This is a genomic window from Flavobacterium sp. (assembly GCF_036515215.1).
Taxonomy (GTDB): Bacteria; Bacteroidota; Bacteroidia; order Flavobacteriales; family Flavobacteriaceae; genus Flavobacterium.
In genome coordinates this window covers 1-17,594 of the sequence record NZ_DATBVQ010000144.1, presented here as the reverse complement: position 1 = coordinate 17,594, position 17,594 = coordinate 1, and the positions used below count along the sequence as shown (strand labels likewise).

Genomic DNA, 17,594 nt, shown 5'->3' with positions numbered 1-17,594 from the left:
TGGGCATCATTTCCGGGAAGGGCGACTAAAGGTTTTGCGGACGCGATGCTCGCCAAGTTGTATTTATATCAAGGAGAGAATGCCCTTTCTTTGGCAAAAAGCCAAGAAGTTATTGATTCGGGAGTGTATAATTTGGAACCATCATTTAGAAAATTATTCTCCCTTGAAGGTAATAATTCAATAGAATCAATTTTTGAAGTTCAACAATTGGTAACCGTTTCTGGTCAAAATTTCTCAAACATTTATTTCGTTTCCCAAGGAGTGAGAGGTTCAGGAGTTTGGGATTTAGGTTGGGGCTTTAACGTACCTACACCTGCATTAGTAGATGCTTTTGAGAGCGGTGATCCCCGAAAAGGCGAAACCATATTGACCTCCGGTGAAGATGACGGTGGTTACGGAAGCGGAGCTTTACCATCATCGCCACCGTTAGATCAGTTGTACTGGAATAAAAAAGCATACACAGAAGCAAGCGTAAGATTAAAATTTGGTCAAAAACAAAACAACTGGGAAAACATCAAAATAATTAGATTTGCCGATGTGCTCTTAATGGCGGCAGAAGCAACCGTTAAAACTGGTGGTGATGCAACAGAATACCTAGAAAGAGTGCGAGTTAGAGCACGAGGAGGATCAGTTACCGTGCTTCCTAAGATAACCAACCCAACATTAGAAAATATTAAGCAGGAACGAAGAGTAGAATTCGGAATGGAAAACGAACGTTTTTATGACTTGGTTCGTTGGGGTGATGCTCCATCAGTTTTAGGGGGATTCGGTTACCAGGCGAAAAATGCTTTGTATCCGATACCACAAACTGCAATCGACCAATCGCAAGGGGTTTTAATTCAAAATCCAAATTATTAAAACGACTTAATTTAATAAAAAATATATAAGATGAAAATTAATAAATCAATATTGAAAAAGGCTTTTGGAATAGCTCTTATTTCTTTGGCTTTCATGGGCTGTCAGGAGATGGACAGGCCTGCGCTTGGAGATTACCCAGTTGACGCCAATGCAGTTGGCGGCCCGCTGAAGTTTTATGTTGCTTTTGATGGAACGACTGACAATCCCTTAATGAACGCAGTTGACAGCGTTCGTGCAAATTTCCCTAGTGACAATCCTTTCAAAGCTATTGAAGGTATAAACGGGAAAGGGGTCGAAGGTGTTGCGGATAAATTTATTGCATATGCAAAACCGAACGATTGGGCAATAAGCGCTAAAAGTTTTACGGTTTCAGTATGGGAAAAGCACAATGGGCAAACAAAAAACGGAACTAATCCAGGTGCTGAAGAGATTTTTAGTATCCCTTCATCTAATGGCCATTGGTCAAGTGCTACAATGTTTCTTTTGTTTGACGCAGCACCAACTACAACTGGAGCAGCAGTTAAATTCGTCATCGCAGATACGAAGGGGGATACATTCTTAACGTGGGAAGGAAATAATTCAATAGAGGGGTTATTAGATAATGCCTGGCATCACCTTGCTTTTGTGTATGATGAAACAACTTCGGGTTTAACATTGTACGTCGATGGGGCTGTAGTTAGCACTAAAACATGGACTGGACATGGAGCTATTGACATTGAGGATTCAAAGATAACTGGATTTAGAATAGGAAATGGTCCCCAATCGCAGAATGAAAATGGAGATAACTGGCTATCTTCCTATTGGAAGGGTGGTTTAGACCAATTCAGAATGTACTCAACTGCTTTAACTGCTGCTGAAGTCTCAACTTTATATACTAAAAAGAAATAAATATGAAGAAACTTGCCAAAGCAAAGGCTTTGGCAAGTTTCTTCAAAAGATTAAAACATGACTTTACTTAAATATATTCCTTTTATTTTATTAGTTTTTGGAATGAGTTGTTGTAGTGATAAGACTGTAAATGTACCCCCAGCAACTCCAGAAATTCCGATAACTCCTCTTACAGACGAGGAAGCCATGGATTTGGTTCAAAAAGATGCCATCAAGTATTTTTGGGATTATGCAGAGCCGAATTCTAAATTGGCAAGAGAACGTTACCTTACTAACGACCCTGGTTTTGAAGCCAACAAAATAACCACTGGAGGTTCAGGTTTTGGGCTAATGTCGTTGATTGTTGGAATAGAAAGAGGATTTATTCCAAGAGCTGAAGCCGTTACCCGAATGACTGCAGCAATGGATTTTCTTGAAAAAGCGGATCGTTTTCACGGTGCATGGGCCCACTGGATGGATGGGAACAGCGGACGTGCTATTTCTTTTGGCAATAAAGATGATGGCGGTGACATAGTGGAAACAGCATTCTTATGTCAAGGCCTGATTGCGGTGAGAGAGTATTTCAAAAATGGAACCACTCAAGAAAAAGAATTGGCTGCCAAAGCTGATAATTTATGGAAAACAGTGGAGTGGAGTTGGTATACCAATGGCGAAAACGCCATGTATTGGCACTGGTCTCCTACATACGAATGGGAGATGAAATTCAAACTAGAAGGATACAATGAATGTTTGATTGCCTATGTTATGGGAGCCGCCTCCCCAACTTTTCCCATTTCAGCCGCAGCCTACCATGAAGGTTGGACGCGAGACGGGACTATTGGAACAGGAAAAACACAATATGGTATCCCTTTGGTATTTAAATACAATACGGTCAGCGGAAATGCAGGACCTTTGTTTTGGGCGCACTATTCTTATATGGGATTAGATCCTTCACAATTAACCGATAAATATGCAAATTATTGGGAATTAACCCAGAATCACGCCAAAATTATTAATAAATATTGCATTGATAATCCAAAACAGTGGAAAGGCTATTCTGAAAAATGTTGGGGTCTCACGGCGAGTTATTCGCGAAACGGTGATGGATCAACCGGATATTCAGCTCACGATACTGACAATGATGTAGGTGTAATTACTCCAACGGCGGCTTTATCCTCTTTTCCTTATACTCCAGTAGAGTCTATGAAATTTCTTCGTTATCTGTATGATGAAAACAAATCGCTTTACGTAGGAATCGCTGGTCCTTATGATGCTTTTTCACCGCATTACAATTGGGTGACGCCACGTTACTTGGCAATTGACCAGGGAACAATCGCGCCAATGATCGAAAATTATCGTACGGGTCTATTGTGGAATTTATTTATGAATGCTCCGGAGATAAAATCGGGCTTGGTAAAATTGGGCTTTCATTCAGGAAAATATAATTTTTAAAAAGCATGAAATATATAATTTCGGTGCTGGCATTTTTACTCTCAACAGCTTCCTTTTCCCAATCTGTTGTTAATGGGAAAATGGAAACGAAGATTGTCGAAAAGCATGAATTGGGTTATGCCTTGCAAATTCCCCTGAATACCAAGGAAAAAAAACCATTGATGATTTTTCTTCACGGTTCTGGTGAAAAAGGCAATGATATTGAAAAAGTAAAGATCCATGGCCCATTCAAATATTTGAAAACGCATAAGTTGGATGCCTATGTTCTTGCACCGCAATGCCCGGATAATGAATATTGGGACTCGGAGGTGTTATATCGTTTGATTTTAAAAATCCAAAAAGAGAATAATATCGATGACAATAGAATTTATCTAACCGGGCTAAGCATGGGTGGCTGGGGCGCTTGGAATTTGGCTTTCGCGCATCCTGAAATGTTTGCCGCAATGGTTCCCATTGCCGGCTTTGTGGATAGGGTTCCAATGATTGAAGACTGTAAAATAGCAACAATTCCTATTCGGATTTTTCACGGGTTACTGGATGATGTGGTCAATGTGGATTATTCGATAGCGATTTACAAAAAATTGAAGGCATGCCGTGCTGATATTGAACTGACCATTTTTGATGATGCGGGGCACGATAGCTGGTCAAGGGTATATGACAATCAAGCGATTTACGACTGGATGTTTAAACAAAAAAAACAATAAAAAATGAAAATTAAACTAATTATACTACTCGTAGGTTTTTCACTTTTTGGCTACAGCCAAAAAAAGGGGGCTAAAAAAACGGTTAAAATTAAACCCAAAGCGGAATTTGTAGCCGAATTAATGGCGAAAATGACCGTTGACGAAAAGATAGGCCAATTAAATTTGCCCACATCTGGAGATATAACGACGGGAGCTGCCAATAGTTCTAATGTAGCTAAAAATATTGAAGAAGGTAAAGTTGGGGGCTTATTCAATATAAAATCAGTTAAAAAAATCAAAGAAGTACAAAAGGTCGCTGTTGAAAAAAGCCGATTGAAGATTCCTTTGCTTTTTGGAATGGATGTAATCCATGGCTATGAAACTACGTTTCCGATTCCTCTTGGATTATCAAGTACTTGGGATATGGAATTGATAAAAAGGACCGCCCAAATTGCGGCTAAAGAGGCGAGTGCTGACGGAATCAACTGGACTTTTTCTCCAATGGTAGATGTTTCTCGCGATCCGCGCTGGGGTAGGGTTTCGGAAGGTTCGGGTGAGGATCCATTTTTGGGAAGTCAAATAGCCAAAGCAATGGTGCAAGGTTATCAGGGTGATGATCTTTCAAAAAACAATACGATTTTGTCCTGCGTTAAACATTTTGCTTTGTATGGCGCGCCAGAAGCGGGACGCGATTACAATACCGTTGATATGAGCAGAATAAGAATGTATAATGATTATTTCCCACCATACAAAGCAGCAGTTGATGCTGGTGTTGGATCGGCAATGGCATCGTTTAATGAAATAGACGGGATTCCTGCAACGGGAAATAAATGGTTGATGACCGATGTTTTGAGAGATAAATGGGGTTTTAAGGGATTTGTTGTCACGGATTATACCGGTATCAATGAAATGGTGGATCATGGAATGGGTGATTTGCAAACGGTATCCGCTTTGGCATTAAATGCCGGAATTGACATGGATATGGTTGGCGAAGGTTTCCTTACAACATTGAAAAAATCATTGGATGAAAATAAAGTGAGCATGGAGCAAATTGATCGTGCCGTGCGACTTATTTTGAATGCCAAATATGACTTGGGCTTGTTCCAAGATCCTTATAAATATTGTGATGAAACGAGATCCAAGACAGAAATTTTCACAAAAGATTCGAGGGAAGAAGCTAGAAATATTGCGGCTCAATCGCTGGTTTTACTAAAAAATCAAAATCAGCTACTTCCCCTGAAGAAATCCGGAACAGTCGCACTGATAGGACCTTTGGCTGATGCCAAAGAAAACATGGCAGGTACTTGGAGCGTAGCCGCTAACAATGACGCTTCAGTTTCATTGCTTGCGGGAATCAAGGGTTTTGTGGGTAATTCAGCGAAAGTGCTTTACGCGAAAGGGAGTAATTTGGATTACGATGCAGCTTTTGAAGAAAAAGCGACTATGTTTGGCAAAACCTTACACCGAGACAATAGAACAAGCGAAGAGTTACTGGCCGAAGCTTTGAAAATAGCGAACCAATCAGATGTAATTATTGCCGCAATTGGTGAATCTGCAGAGTTGAGCGGAGAAAGCAGTAGCAGGACTAATTTATCGATTCCACAAGCTCAAAAAGATTTATTGAAGGAATTGCTAAAGACTGGAAAACCTGTCATATTAGTTCTATTCACTGGCCGCCCATTAGTTTTAGTTGAAGAAAACGAAACTGTTCCGGCAATTTTGAACACCTGGTTTGCAGGTAGCGAAGCGGGTAACGCTATTGCTGATGTCTTGTTTGGGAAGGTCAATCCTTCTGGGAAACTGACCGCTACTTTCCCAAGAAGTGTGGGGCAAGTGCCTATTTATTACAACCATAAAAATACAGGAAGGCCACTTGGAAATAAAGAAGGAAAGTTCGAGAAATTTAAATCTAATTATATTGACGAAAGAAATGAGCCTCTTTATCCATTTGGTTATGGGCTGAGCTATACCTCATTTGATTATTCGACTGCAAAAATCTCATCGGATAAAATGAATTTTAACGAAAAAATTACGGTCACTGTTAATCTTACAAATACTGGGAGTTTTGATGGCAAGGAAGTGGTTCAATTGTACACCAGAGATTTGGTGGGATCTGTTACGCGTCCGGTGAAAGAACTAAAGGGGTTTCAAAAAATATTCCTTAAAAAAGGAGAAACAAAAACAGTGATTTTTGAAATTTCTGCGGAGGATTTGAAATTCTATAATTCAGAATTGCAACATATTGCAGAGGCAGGAAAGTTCGAAGTTTTTGTTGGAGGAGATTCTGACACAGAAAATAAAGTTAGTTTTGAGTTGATTAAATAACTTGGTTTGTTTATTTAGTGATTGCCCTTCGGTAATTATACCGAAGGGTTTTTAAAGCCATTTCTAAAAAAAAAACTATGGTATATTCTTTTGAAGGTAATAATGTATACTTTCCCTATGGGATATGGATTTCTATAGTTGTTAAGTGCTTTTATTCTTAAACGCTCAAATTATAGTTTTTTGTTTTCCAAAATTCTAGCGTAACATTATAAGCTCCATCCAATACTTTTTATTATTTAGCTATGCCCGCAAATTTTTTCTTTCGAAAAAAGTTATAAAGCTGTTATTAAATGTTTGTTCGGTTCTCACTTCAGCGCAATTGACTTATTCCCAATCAAGAGTAGAAAGGACGGATTTTTTTTCTGAAAATTTATTGTCTAAAATGACTTAAAATATTTTTGACAGTCGAAATACTCGATGATTTCACATTATAATAGTTGTTATGTGCTTGTCGTTAAATATATGAACTACTGTTTTTTAATGGAAAAAATAGAAATACTATGGAAGTCAGAAAAATCAAAAAAATGAAAAACCTTTATTTATTACCATTGTTGTTAGTAGCGTTTAGCTGTCAAATCGGCATCGCACAATCGAAATCCAACAGTAAAGGAAAAACCGATTGGTTCGACCCCGATAAAGCTGCCTCAACGTATTGCAACCCGATCAATATTGGCTACAATTATGTTGTCGAAAATCACAATGGAATCCCTGTTTCCCGCCGTTCGGCTGCCGATCCGGTAATTACCACCTATAAAGGCGACTATTATCTGTTCGCAACCAATCAAGCAGGATTCTTTTGGAGCAAGGATATGTCAGACTGGAAATTTGTTTACGGCAGTTTTCAGCGACTTCCCAGCGACGATGACCAATGCGCTCCGGCCGCTTGGGTGGTAAACGACACCCTTTTTTATGTAGGTTCAACTTGGAAACAAGACCATCCGGTTTGGAAGACCGCCAATCCTAAATCAGGTCGATGGACCCGACATGTAGAAACAGCCATGTTGCCTACTTGGGACCCAGCCATTTTTCAGGATGACGATAAAAAAGTGTACATGTACTATGGTTCAAGTGGAAAATTGCCTCTTCTTGGCGTAGAAGTGGATTACAAAACATGGTTGCCGAAAGGGAATCAGGCCGATTACGCAAAACTGTACGCATCAACCGAAGTGGAAGATATTCAGCGCCCTTATGGCGAAATAAAGGCAGTCGTCAATTTAGACCCGGCAATGCACGGCTGGGAGCGTTTCGGACCTAATAATGATATGGAACCAGCACCTTGGGGCAATTTTATTGAGGGAGCCTGGATGACCAAGCACAATGGAAAATACTATATGCAGTATGGTGCCCCAGGCACCGAGTTTAAAGGCTATGCCAACGGTGTTCATGTGGGCGACAGTCCGCTGGGTCCATTTACTTATCAAAAGCATAATCCAATGTCCTATAAGCCGGGTGGTTTTGTGTTAGGGGCTGGACATGGAAACACTCTTGCGGATAACTACGGCAACTATTGGAACACAGGAACTTGCAAGATTTCGGTGAAAGACCGCTTCGAAAGACGCATCGATATGTTTCCTGCCGGATTTGATAAAGACGACATCATGTATTCGATTACCTCTTATGGAGATTATCCAACGCTTCTTCCAACTCAGCAACGCGATCAGACGAAGGGAGCTTTCTCAGGATGGATGTTGCTTTCGTACAAAAAAAAGGCAATAGCATCTTCCTCGGATGAGTGTGCAGAGGTGCAAACGCACAGAGTTGATACCGGCGGTAAAAAAGTATTTGAGAGAATCTGTTATGATCCCGTGAACTTAACCGACGAGAACATCCAATCGTATTGGTCAGCAAAAACCAGCAAAGCAGGCGAATGGCTGCAGCTTGACTTGGGCAGAATAATGCAGGTAAATGCCTTGCAAATCAACTATGCTGATCACAAAGCTACCCAATACAACAAAGCGATGGACATTTACTACCAATATCAAATCTTCATGTCAGATGATTCCCAAAACTGGACTCTGGTGGTCGATAAATCTAAAAATGATAAAGACGTTCCCCACGATTATGTAGAATTGTCAAAACCGATTAAAGCCCGTTACCTAAAAATGGTAAATATTCACAATGCGTCGGGTTTATTCGCCGTTTCTGATTTCCGTGTTTTTGGGAACGGACTTGGCGAAAAACCAAAATCGGTTACCGGATTTAAAGTCGAAAGAAACCCATTAGATACCCGAAATGCGATGATATATTGGAATAAGCAAGCGGATGCGATTGGTTATAACATTTACTATGGGATTGCTCCAGACAAATTATACAACAGCATCATGGTTTACGATGGGGATTCTTATGATTTCAGGGGCTTGGATAAGGACACGGACTATTATTTTGCCATTGAAGCCTTTAGTGAAAATGGAAAATCAGAAGTAACGGAAAAGGTAAATGTCCATTAAAAACAAATAGTTAAGATGAAAAAAATTGTACTGATTCCTTTATTGGCTTTATTTACATTTTGTACCAGCTACAAAAATAATTCAGTCGATGTTTACGTAAACCAAAACAGTGGTATTGCAAAAACAGCCTGGTTCGATGCTGATGTCCCTCAAAATACCTACTGCAACCCTGTGAATATAGGTTACGCCTATGGCGTTGAAAATCACAATGGCATTGCCGAATCCCGCCGTTCGAGTGCGGATCCAGTTATCCTAACTTATAAAGGGGACTATTACTTGTTTGCAACAAATCAGGCAGGATTTTTTTGGAGCAAGGACATGGCTAATTGGAACTTTGTTTACGGAAGTTTCCAACGTCAGCCGCACAGCAGCGACATTTGTTGTCCTTCGGCTTTGGTTATGAATGATACTTTGTTTCTTATCGGACCGGATAAGTATATGCCCATTTGGAAAACCGCCAATCCAAAAGAAGGGCGCTGGACTCGACATGTGGACAGCATTATCCATCCCGCGGGAGATCCCGCTATTTTTCAGGACGATGACAAAAGGCTGTACGGATATTATGGGACTAGCGGACAAAACCCATTGGTGGCTTGCGAGTTGGATTATAAAACTTGGCAGCCTATCAAATCGAAAGATTACGTGCCGCAGCCGGTTTCACAATACACCAATCAGGAAGAAGCTGTTGATTTAAATAAAAGGGGTGTAAAGGAAGTTCTATGGATTCGCCCTAAGGAACATGGTTGGGAACGATTTGGGCCGAATAATGACATGGAGCCTGCTCCCTGGGGCAATTTCATAGAGGGAGCCTGGATGAATAAGCATGACGGCAAATATTATCTGCAATATGCCGCACCGGGAACGGAATTTAAAGGCTATGCAAATGGGGTTTATGTTTCGGACAAGCCACTTGGTCCGTTCAGCTATCAGAAACACAATCCGATGTCCTACAAACCGGGTGGATTTGTGGTAGGTGCCGGTCACGGAAACACCTTCAAAGATTTGCATGGCAATTACTGGAATACCGGAACCTGCAAGATTTCTATGAAAGATCGTTTCGAAAGGCGCATCGATATGTTCCCTGCAGGATTTGACAAGGATGGAGTCATGTATTCGATAACCGCCTATGGCGATTTTCCCATAACATTGTCCAAAATGCAACGCGATCAGAAGGAAGGTGCTTTTAGCGGTTATATGCTGCTTTCTTATAAAAAGCCAGTAACTGTTTCGTCAATAGACACTTGTGCTCTAACCCGGACACATAGGGTAGACAATCAGGGCAAAAAAGTTTTCGAAAACTTGTGTTTTGGTGCCGCAAATGTAACCGACGAGGATATTCAAACCTGGTGGTCGGCAAAAACGAATAATCCGGGCGAATGGTTGCAGGTTGATTTGGGTCGGAAAATGCGAATTAACGCGCTTCAAATAAACTATGCCGATCATAAATCGAATCAGCACAACGTGGCAATGGATATTTATCACCAGTATCGAATATTGGTGTCAGATGATGCGATCAACTGGAAATTAGTTGTCGACAAATCTAAAAACGACAAAGACGTTCCGCACGATTACGTTGAGCTGAGCAAGCCAATTGAGGGACGCTACGTAAAACTGCTTAACATTCACGTAGCAACTGGCCTTTTTGCCGTTTCCGATTTCCGCATTTTTGGAAATGGATTGTCAGCAAAACCAAAATCCGTTACTGGATTTAAAGTTGAACGGAATCCTTCGGATCCGCGAAATGCAATGATTTATTGGAACAAGCAAGCGGACGCCGTTGGTTATAACATCTACTACGGAATTGCGCCAGATAAATTGTACAACAGCATTATGGTTTATGAAGGGGATTCATATGATTGCAGAGGGCTGGACAAAGAGACAAACTATTATTTTGCTATTGAAGCTTTCAATGAAAATGGTATTGGACCCAAAATCCAGCCCGTTTCGAATTAATATTAAATTTTAATTTCCCCATAAAGAGAAATTTATTTATATTTTTGATTTTAAAATATAATTAAGCATATGAAATATTATTTATCACTTTTTCTTGTCCTTGTCCTGAGTATATCACAGGCACAAAGTATTCAGTCGCCTTCCGGTAAAATTGATGTTAATTTTAAATTGTCAGGCAATGGTCAACCAACCTATTCAGTAAATTACAAAAATAAACCGGTAATTCGGGAAAGTACTTTGGGGATAAAACTCAAGGAAAAGCCCGCTTTGGATTCTAATTTCGAAGTCATCACTTCAAAAACGGCCACTTTCAATGAATCTTGGAAGCCCGTTTTGGGAGAGCAAGCCAATATCGTAAATCATTATAATGAACTTACGATGTCCCTCATCCAAAAAGAAACAAATGTGAAAATGAATATCATTTTTAGGGTTTTCGATGAAGGTGTTGCTTTCAGATATGATTTTCCAAAGCAAAATGAACTGAATTATTTTATTATTTCTGATGAAGTGACGCAATTTAATTTAACTGATAATCACAAGGTTTTCTGGATTCCTGGAGATTTTGACAGCAATGAATATGAATATAACGAAACTAAATTTTTAGATATTGATAATTCTAAAATAAACATGAACAATGGAATTGGCGTAAAATCGATTCCAGGTAATTACGTGGTTCAATCACCGCTGATGATGAAATCGGCAAGCGGTCTGTATCTTAATATTTTTGAAGCTGCGGTTGTAAATTATCCCGATATGCATTTGAACGTCGATGTAAACAAATATAAACTAACTGCTCAATTAGTGCCTAATGCGATTGGCGACAAAGTGTATTTGCAAACACCTTGTGTTTCTCCTTGGAGAACAATAATGGTAAGTGATGATGCCAGGGACATTGTTGGGTCTAAAATGATCCTAAACCTAAATGAGCCTTCAAAAATTGAAGATACTTCTTGGATTAAACCGATGAAATATGTTGGTATTTGGTGGGAAATGCATGTTGGAAAATCGACCTGGGATTTCGCGGGTTCACAAAACGCGCAAAATTCAGTTTCCCAAGAATTAATACCTTCAGGGAAGCACGGAGCAACCACTGAAAACACCAAAAGGTATATTGATTTTGCCGCTAAAAATGGATTTGACGGCGTATTGGTAGAAGGTTGGGATGTAGGTTGGGAAGATTGGTTCGGAAATTGGAAAGAAGATGTTTTTGATTTCACGACCGCCTATCCTGATTTTGATATTGCTGCCGTTTCGGCTTACGCCAAATCAAAAAACGTGAAAATGATTATGCACCATGAAACCTCAGGTTCTGTTGCAAATTATGAGCGTCACCTGGATCGTGCTTTCGATTTGATGAAAAAATACGATTACCCTGCAGTGAAAACAGGTTATGTGGGCAAAATTATTCCACGCGGCGAATTTCATGACGGTCAAACGATGGTAAATCATTTCAACTTTGTGGCCAGACGCGCTGCGGACTATAAACTGATGGTTAATTCGCACGAGTCATCACACCCAACAGGCTACAGTAGAACGTATCCTAATTATATTGCTGCCGAATCTGCCAGAGGGAACGAATTCAATGCTTGGAGTGTTGGAAATCCGCCTATGCACGAGACGATTTTGCCTTTCACCAGGCTTCTGGGTGGACCGATGGATTATACCCCCGGTATTTTTGAAATAAAAATGAGCTATTATGACAAAAATAAAACGGAGCAAGTTCATACTACCTTAGCCAAACAATTGGCATTATATGTAACGATGTATTCTCCAATCCAAATGGCGGCCGATTTGCCTGAAAATTATGAAAAGTACCCGGATGCTTTTCAGTTCATAAAGGACGTAGCTGCGGATTGGGATGAAAGCAAATACCTTCAGGCGGAACCGGGCGATTACCTAACTGTTGCGAGAAAAACTAAAGGAAAGGAGTCTTGGTTCCTTGGAGCTATAACCGATGAAAATGCCAGAAAAACGCAAATAAAATTGGATTTTCTGTCCAAAGGTAAAAAGTATAAAGCCATCATCTACGAGGATGCAAAAGATGCCGACTGGAAAACAAACCCCATCGCGTACAAAATAAGAACAATAGAAGTGACCAATAAATCGAAAATCAATTTGAATTTGGCGCCGGGAGGTGGTGCAGCAATAAGTTTCGAACCGATTAAATAATAAATAGATCCTGCAAATTTAGGAAGTTTGCAGGATTTTTAATTTTTAAAATGTATTTTTGAAAACTTACAATCTTATACTGTTATGAAGAAAAAAACCTTATTAGCCCTATTGTTCATAGGTAGTTCGGCTTTATATGCCCAAAAAAGCGACGAGCAAGTTCTCAAAGAAATTTACAAGTCTGCATTAACAAATTCTAAATGTTATTCTTGGCTGGATCATTTGTCCAATAAAATAGGATCCCGTTTGTCAGGTTCAATCGGGGCTGAGAAAGCGGTTCAGTACACCAAAGCGGAAATGGAAACCATGGGTTTTGACCGAGTTTATCTTCAAGAAGTAATGGTGCCCAAATGGGTGAGAGGCGAAAAGGAAACGGCCTATATTTTGGACAATAAAACGAAAATCAAAGTGCCTATATGCGCATTGGGCGGTTCTATCGCCACTTCAAAAAACGGGCTTACCGCTGAAGTGATAGAGGTGCAAAGTTTGGAAGAATTGACTGCTTTGGGGAGGGACAAAATCAAAGGTAAAATAGTGTTCTATAACCGACCGATGGAGAACGAACAAATAGAATCATTTAACGCTTATTCAGGTGCTGTGGACCAAAGATATGCTGGAGCAGAGGAAGCTTCTAAGTTTGGAGCGGTAGGCACAATTGTGCGGTCCATGAACTTGAGACTGGATGACTTTCCTCATACGGGTGCTCAGAGTTACGGAGACATTCCGAAATCGCAATACATCCCTACTGCTGCCATCAGCACAAATGGAGCTGAATTATTGTCTAAAAAGCTAAAAAACAATTCTAAATTGAAATTCTATTTCAAACAATCCTGCGAGCAATTTGACGACGTATTGTCTTATAATGTGGTAGGGGAAATCAAAGGAACTGAACATCCTGAAAACATTATGGTTGTAGGCGGACATTTAGATTCTTGGGATCTTGCTGATGGTTCCCATGATGATGGTGCAGGAGTGGTGCAAAGTATGGAAGTGGTGAATATCTTTAAAAATATTGGATATAAACCAAAAAACACTATTCGTGTGGTTCTTTTTATGAATGAAGAAAATGGCCTAAGAGGCGGAAATAAATATGAGGAATTATCGTTAGCAAATAAGGAGAATCACATATTTGCCCTAGAAAGCGATTCAGGAGGCTTCAGTCCGAGAGGATTTTCTTTAGAATGTGATGATGCTGAATTTGCAAGGATATCGAGTTTTGCAAAAGTATTCGAGCCTTATTTAATCCATAGTTTTGTAAAAGGGCACAGTGGGTCAGACATCGGTCCATTGACCTCTAAAAAGATTGTAAAAGCCGGTTTAAAGCCAGATTCCCAACGTTATTTTGATTACCATCACGCGGCAAACGATACATTTGACGCTGTCGATAAAAGAGAACTGGAACTGGGCGCCGCAACTATGGCTTCATTGATGTATCTGATCGATCATAACGGAATTGACAAGGAACAGCTATAAGCTTTTTAAAAAGTGTGGTTCTCAAAAAAACCATTCGCCGCATCTAGACTGCGGCGAATGGTTTTTTTGTTTAATTCAAGGCCCTAGACATTACGATTTTGTTTTTTGTTGCTCACCATCTCCCAACAGTATGGATAATGTCTTTAAACTTTCCGTGCGGTCAGCGATTAGTTTGGCAATGCTCGCGAAGGGAATGAAAAGAATCATTCCGGCGGCACCCCATAAAATGCCTCCTGCAGTAATCATAATTATTATCACAAGGGTATTAATTTTTAGGCGGCTTCCTACCGCAAAAGGGAATATCACATAGGCTTCCAGAATTTGAACTATTGAAAAAACAATAATGACTCCTAATGGGTACCAAATTGAATTAAATGTGATCCAGGAAACGGCAATGGGCAAAAGAGAGGAAATCAAGATTCCAATATACGGTATAAAAGTGAGAATGGAGGCAATAAAGCCAAACAGTATAGGATGTGGAACGCCAACAATTGCAAGGCCAACACTATTTAAGATGCCAACTATAAGGTACACCAAAAGCATTCCCTTGATAAAATTATAATAGGCATGTATCGTTTCGGTCAGAATTTCTCTGATGATCCCTTTTTTTTCAACAGGAAAAATACGGTAAAGCACGTTCACAAGTATTTGGCGGTGGTACAGTATAAGCGCCGAGAAAACGGGAATAATCAAAATATAAAAAAAGGTTTCCGAAAATGAATACAGGACATTCCGTAGGAATGAAAATGTCTTAGATCCGGAGTTATTGATAGAGTTTTTAAAAAAAGTTTGTTGTTCTTCGGCGCTAATTTCAAACTGTTGTGCTATAAAAATACTGATATGGTTTAATGTTTCCAAAAGCTTTTTCTTGAATGATTCCCACTCGTGGGAAAACTCGTTTATTTGTATAAAAAGCAAATATAAAAGGGCCCCCATTAAAATAAGTACAAAAGAAAGGGAAATTAAAATGGCTAGAATTTTACTGATTCCTTTTTTTTCCATCCGTTTACAAACCGGAAACAAAATAAAACTGATCAGCATAGAAAAACTGAGAGGGACAAAAAGTGTTTTTCCATAATAAAGGATTACACAAATAAGAATAACGTACTGAAGTATTTCAAGTGCCGAATAGTTTGCGTTTGGGGGTAGACTTGTTCTTTTCGAAATTTGTTTCATAAGAATTTTGAACTTTAGCAGGTATATCCTTCTATTTTACCATTTTTTCAATTTGCAAAAAAATCAAAATTACGCTAAATGAAAAATTTTATTTCAGTCCTTGAAGGTTATGATAAATTTAGCACCTTCGTTTATTTTACTTTTCACTGCGATGCGACCTCCAAGGCTGGTAACATGGTTGTAAACTAAATAAAGCCCTATGCCGTTACTGTCAATATTATTGTGGAATTTTTGGTGTAAACCAAAAATCTTATCTTTTACTTTTTCCATGTCAAATCCAATCCCATTATCTGAAATCACCAATTCATTGTTTCCGTTGATATTTTTTTGGGAATAAATGGAAACAATGGGTAAGCAATCAGTCTTGGCATATTTAATCGAATTGGTTATTAAATTTAAAAAGATGCTCTTCAAATATGCTTTATTAAAATTGATTTTTTCAAGCCTTGAAAAATCAACATTGATGATCGCCCCAGAATTTTGTATTAAAGACTTGATGGAAAGCAATACCTCGTTTAAGGATTCATTTAAATTTAATTCCTCAATATGCTCGTTTACCTCATTTTTTTTGTTTAAAATGGCAACGTAATCATTTAAAGTTTCCTTCAAACTCGCTGTGGTCGATTTCAAGATAGAAATATACTCAAGAGTTTCCGAATCGCTTATTTGGGCAACATCCAAAAGCTCAAATACGGCAAGCAAATTATTGACAGGGGACCGTAGATCGTGCGCGGTAGTGTATGTTAGTTGCTTGAAATCGTTGTTTATTTTTGTGAGTTCTGCAAGATGCAAATTTCGCTCCTCTTCAAGTTCCTTTTTGTAGGTTATGTTTTTGGCAATGGCATATACTAATTTGTCACTTTCAATGGGCAACGAGGTCCATAATAACCAAACTACATCCCCTTTTTTTGTTAAATATCTGTTTTCAAAATTAAATAAGGAGACTTTATTTCTAAGTTCATTTCGAGCAAAATCCGTAATTTTTTGATCATCAAGATAAACGAATTCATTAATGGGTCTTGACATTAATTCTTCATTGCTATAGCCTAGTAATTTCGATACCGCGGGATTAATTCTTTTAAAATAGCCGTCGAATCCAGCTATGCAAAGTAGGTCTGGAGATAAATCGAAGAATTTTTCGAATACAGTTAAAGTTTCCAAATTATCGTCAGCTACTTTTTCTTCAGCTCTTATCATTTTTTTAATCCTTTATTAATGACGGGTGACTTTTTATTACTCCATTTAATTCTTAAGTTATTCATAAACGAATTAACTCTTTGTTTATGATACCACTAAAGTAAGGAAAAATATTTGTATACGGACATTTTGAAAACTAATATAGTTAAGTATCGCATCGTTCAGCGGAGCTCTTTAGGAAAGGAAAGGAAAAAAGGAGGCAATCATAAAGACGGCCTCCTTTTTAAACATATGACCTATAGGATCATTATAAAATCTAAAATGAATTAACGGTTTTTCTGATGGCCACTAACTTGGTCATTAAGCCCTCAAAATAGTCCAAATGCAACATATTTGCCCCATCACTTTTTGCATTAGCGGGATCAAAATGGGTTTCAATGAAAATCCCATCAACACCTACGGCAATTCCCGCTTTGGCGATAGTTTCAATCATATCGGGTCTGCCACCTGTTACACCCGCGGTTTGGTTGGGTTGTTGCAATGAATGGGTTACATCAAGAACTGTAGACGCATATTGTTGCATAGTGGGAATTCCTCTAAAATCAACGATCATATCTTGGTATCCAAACATGCTTCCGCGATCCGTGACCATCACGTTTTGATTGTTACAGTCCAAAACCTTTTGCACCGCATGTTTCATGCTTTCAGGACTCATAAATTGTCCCTTTTTCAGGTTAACCACTTTTCCTGTGTTGGCCGCAGCTACCACTAAATCAGTTTGACGCACAAGGAAAGCCGGAATTTGCAATATGTCCACATATTGCGCGGCCATGTCAGCGTCCTCATTCGTGTGGATATCGGTAACGGTAGGGACATGAAAAGACTCAGATACTTTTCTCAGTATTTTAAGCGCTTTTTCATCTCCAATTCCAGAGAAACTATCTATTCTGGAACGATTTGCTTTCTTGAAAGAACCCTTGAAAACGAAAGGGATTTCTAATTTATCGGTGATTCCAATCAGTTTTTCAGCAATTCGCATTGCCATTTCTTGACT

General features: G+C 39.2%; 12 protein-coding genes. 9 read left to right on the top strand and 3 right to left on the bottom strand.

Annotated features, from left to right (window positions below):
• The 9 genes from VIH09_RS09985 to VIH09_RS09945 form a co-directional block, all read left to right on the top strand.
• Window positions 1-858: RagB/SusD family nutrient uptake outer membrane protein (locus VIH09_RS09985; RefSeq protein ID WP_331580491.1), on the top strand; the 858-nt coding region annotated here is incomplete at its 5' end.
• A gap of 30 nt (window positions 859-888) precedes the next feature.
• Window positions 889-1,746: a LamG domain-containing protein gene (locus tag VIH09_RS09980; RefSeq protein ID WP_331580489.1), complete on the top strand. Its 858-nt coding sequence runs from the start codon at window positions 889-891 to the stop codon at window positions 1,744-1,746.
• Between the two features lie 57 nt (window positions 1,747-1,803).
• Window positions 1,804-3,177, top strand: a complete 1,374-nt coding sequence (locus VIH09_RS09975) for a glucoamylase family protein (protein ID WP_331580487.1) — start codon at window positions 1,804-1,806, stop codon at window positions 3,175-3,177.
• A 5-nt stretch (window positions 3,178-3,182) separates the two neighbouring features.
• Complete coding sequence (locus tag VIH09_RS09970; RefSeq protein WP_331580485.1) at window positions 3,183-3,881, top strand: prolyl oligopeptidase family serine peptidase; 699 nt, start codon at window positions 3,183-3,185, stop codon at window positions 3,879-3,881.
• Window positions 3,882-3,884: 3 nt separating this feature from the next.
• Complete coding sequence (gene bglX, locus VIH09_RS09965) at window positions 3,885-6,185, top strand: beta-glucosidase BglX (protein WP_331580483.1); 2,301 nt, start codon at window positions 3,885-3,887, stop codon at window positions 6,183-6,185.
• A 500-nt stretch (window positions 6,186-6,685) separates the two neighbouring features.
• A complete protein-coding gene (locus VIH09_RS09960) occupies window positions 6,686-8,632 on the top strand; it encodes a family 43 glycosylhydrolase (RefSeq protein WP_331580482.1) in 1,947 nt (648 codons plus the stop codon).
• A gap of 15 nt (window positions 8,633-8,647) precedes the next feature.
• A complete protein-coding gene (locus VIH09_RS09955) occupies window positions 8,648-10,585 on the top strand; it encodes a family 43 glycosylhydrolase (RefSeq protein ID WP_331580481.1) in 1,938 nt (645 codons plus the stop codon).
• 69 nt (window positions 10,586-10,654) lie between these two features.
• Complete coding sequence (locus VIH09_RS09950; protein WP_331580479.1) at window positions 10,655-12,754, top strand: glycoside hydrolase family 97 protein; 2,100 nt, start codon at window positions 10,655-10,657, stop codon at window positions 12,752-12,754.
• Between the two features lie 84 nt (window positions 12,755-12,838).
• Window positions 12,839-14,227, top strand: a complete 1,389-nt coding sequence (locus tag VIH09_RS09945; protein ID WP_331580477.1) for a M28 family peptidase — start codon at window positions 12,839-12,841, stop codon at window positions 14,225-14,227.
• A gap of 90 nt (window positions 14,228-14,317) precedes the next feature.
• Here the strand turns inward: VIH09_RS09945 and VIH09_RS09940 are convergent, their stop codons facing one another.
• The 3 genes from VIH09_RS09940 to kdsA all read right to left on the bottom strand — a co-directional run.
• On the bottom strand, window positions 14,318-15,403 hold the full coding sequence (locus tag VIH09_RS09940) for an AI-2E family transporter (protein WP_331580475.1): 1,086 nt from the start codon (window positions 15,401-15,403) through the stop codon (window positions 14,318-14,320).
• A 93-nt stretch (window positions 15,404-15,496) separates the two neighbouring features.
• Window positions 15,497-16,600: a PAS domain-containing sensor histidine kinase gene (locus VIH09_RS09935; protein WP_331580473.1), complete on the bottom strand. Its 1,104-nt coding sequence runs from the start codon at window positions 16,598-16,600 to the stop codon at window positions 15,497-15,499.
• Window positions 16,601-16,856: 256 nt separating this feature from the next.
• Window positions 16,857-17,594, bottom strand: a 738-nt coding sequence (gene kdsA, locus VIH09_RS09930; RefSeq protein WP_331580471.1) for a 3-deoxy-8-phosphooctulonate synthase, incomplete at its 5' end; no start/stop codon positions are given.

What these genes read in the sequence shown, in the direction of transcription:
- VIH09_RS09980 (WP_331580489.1), top strand. Translation starts at nt 889, where the DNA reads ATGAAAATTAATAAATCAATATTGAAAAAGGCTTTTGGAATAGCTCTT.
- VIH09_RS09975 (WP_331580487.1), top strand. Translation starts at nt 1,804, where the DNA reads ATGACTTTACTTAAATATATTCCTTTTATTTTATTAGTTTTTGGAATG.
- VIH09_RS09970 (WP_331580485.1), top strand. Translation starts at nt 3,183, where the DNA reads ATGAAATATATAATTTCGGTGCTGGCATTTTTACTCTCAACAGCTTCC.
- bglX (WP_331580483.1), top strand. Translation starts at nt 3,885, where the DNA reads ATGAAAATTAAACTAATTATACTACTCGTAGGTTTTTCACTTTTTGGC.
- VIH09_RS09960 (WP_331580482.1), top strand. Translation starts at nt 6,686, where the DNA reads ATGGAAGTCAGAAAAATCAAAAAAATGAAAAACCTTTATTTATTACCA.
- VIH09_RS09955 (WP_331580481.1), top strand. Translation starts at nt 8,648, where the DNA reads ATGAAAAAAATTGTACTGATTCCTTTATTGGCTTTATTTACATTTTGT.
- VIH09_RS09950 (WP_331580479.1), top strand. Translation starts at nt 10,655, where the DNA reads ATGAAATATTATTTATCACTTTTTCTTGTCCTTGTCCTGAGTATATCA.
- VIH09_RS09945 (WP_331580477.1), top strand. Translation starts at nt 12,839, where the DNA reads ATGAAGAAAAAAACCTTATTAGCCCTATTGTTCATAGGTAGTTCGGCT.
- VIH09_RS09940 (WP_331580475.1), bottom strand. Translation starts at nt 15,403, where the DNA reads ATGAAACAAATTTCGAAAAGAACAAGTCTACCCCCAAACGCAAACTAT.
- VIH09_RS09935 (WP_331580473.1), bottom strand. Translation starts at nt 16,600, where the DNA reads ATGATAAGAGCTGAAGAAAAAGTAGCTGACGATAATTTGGAAACTTTA.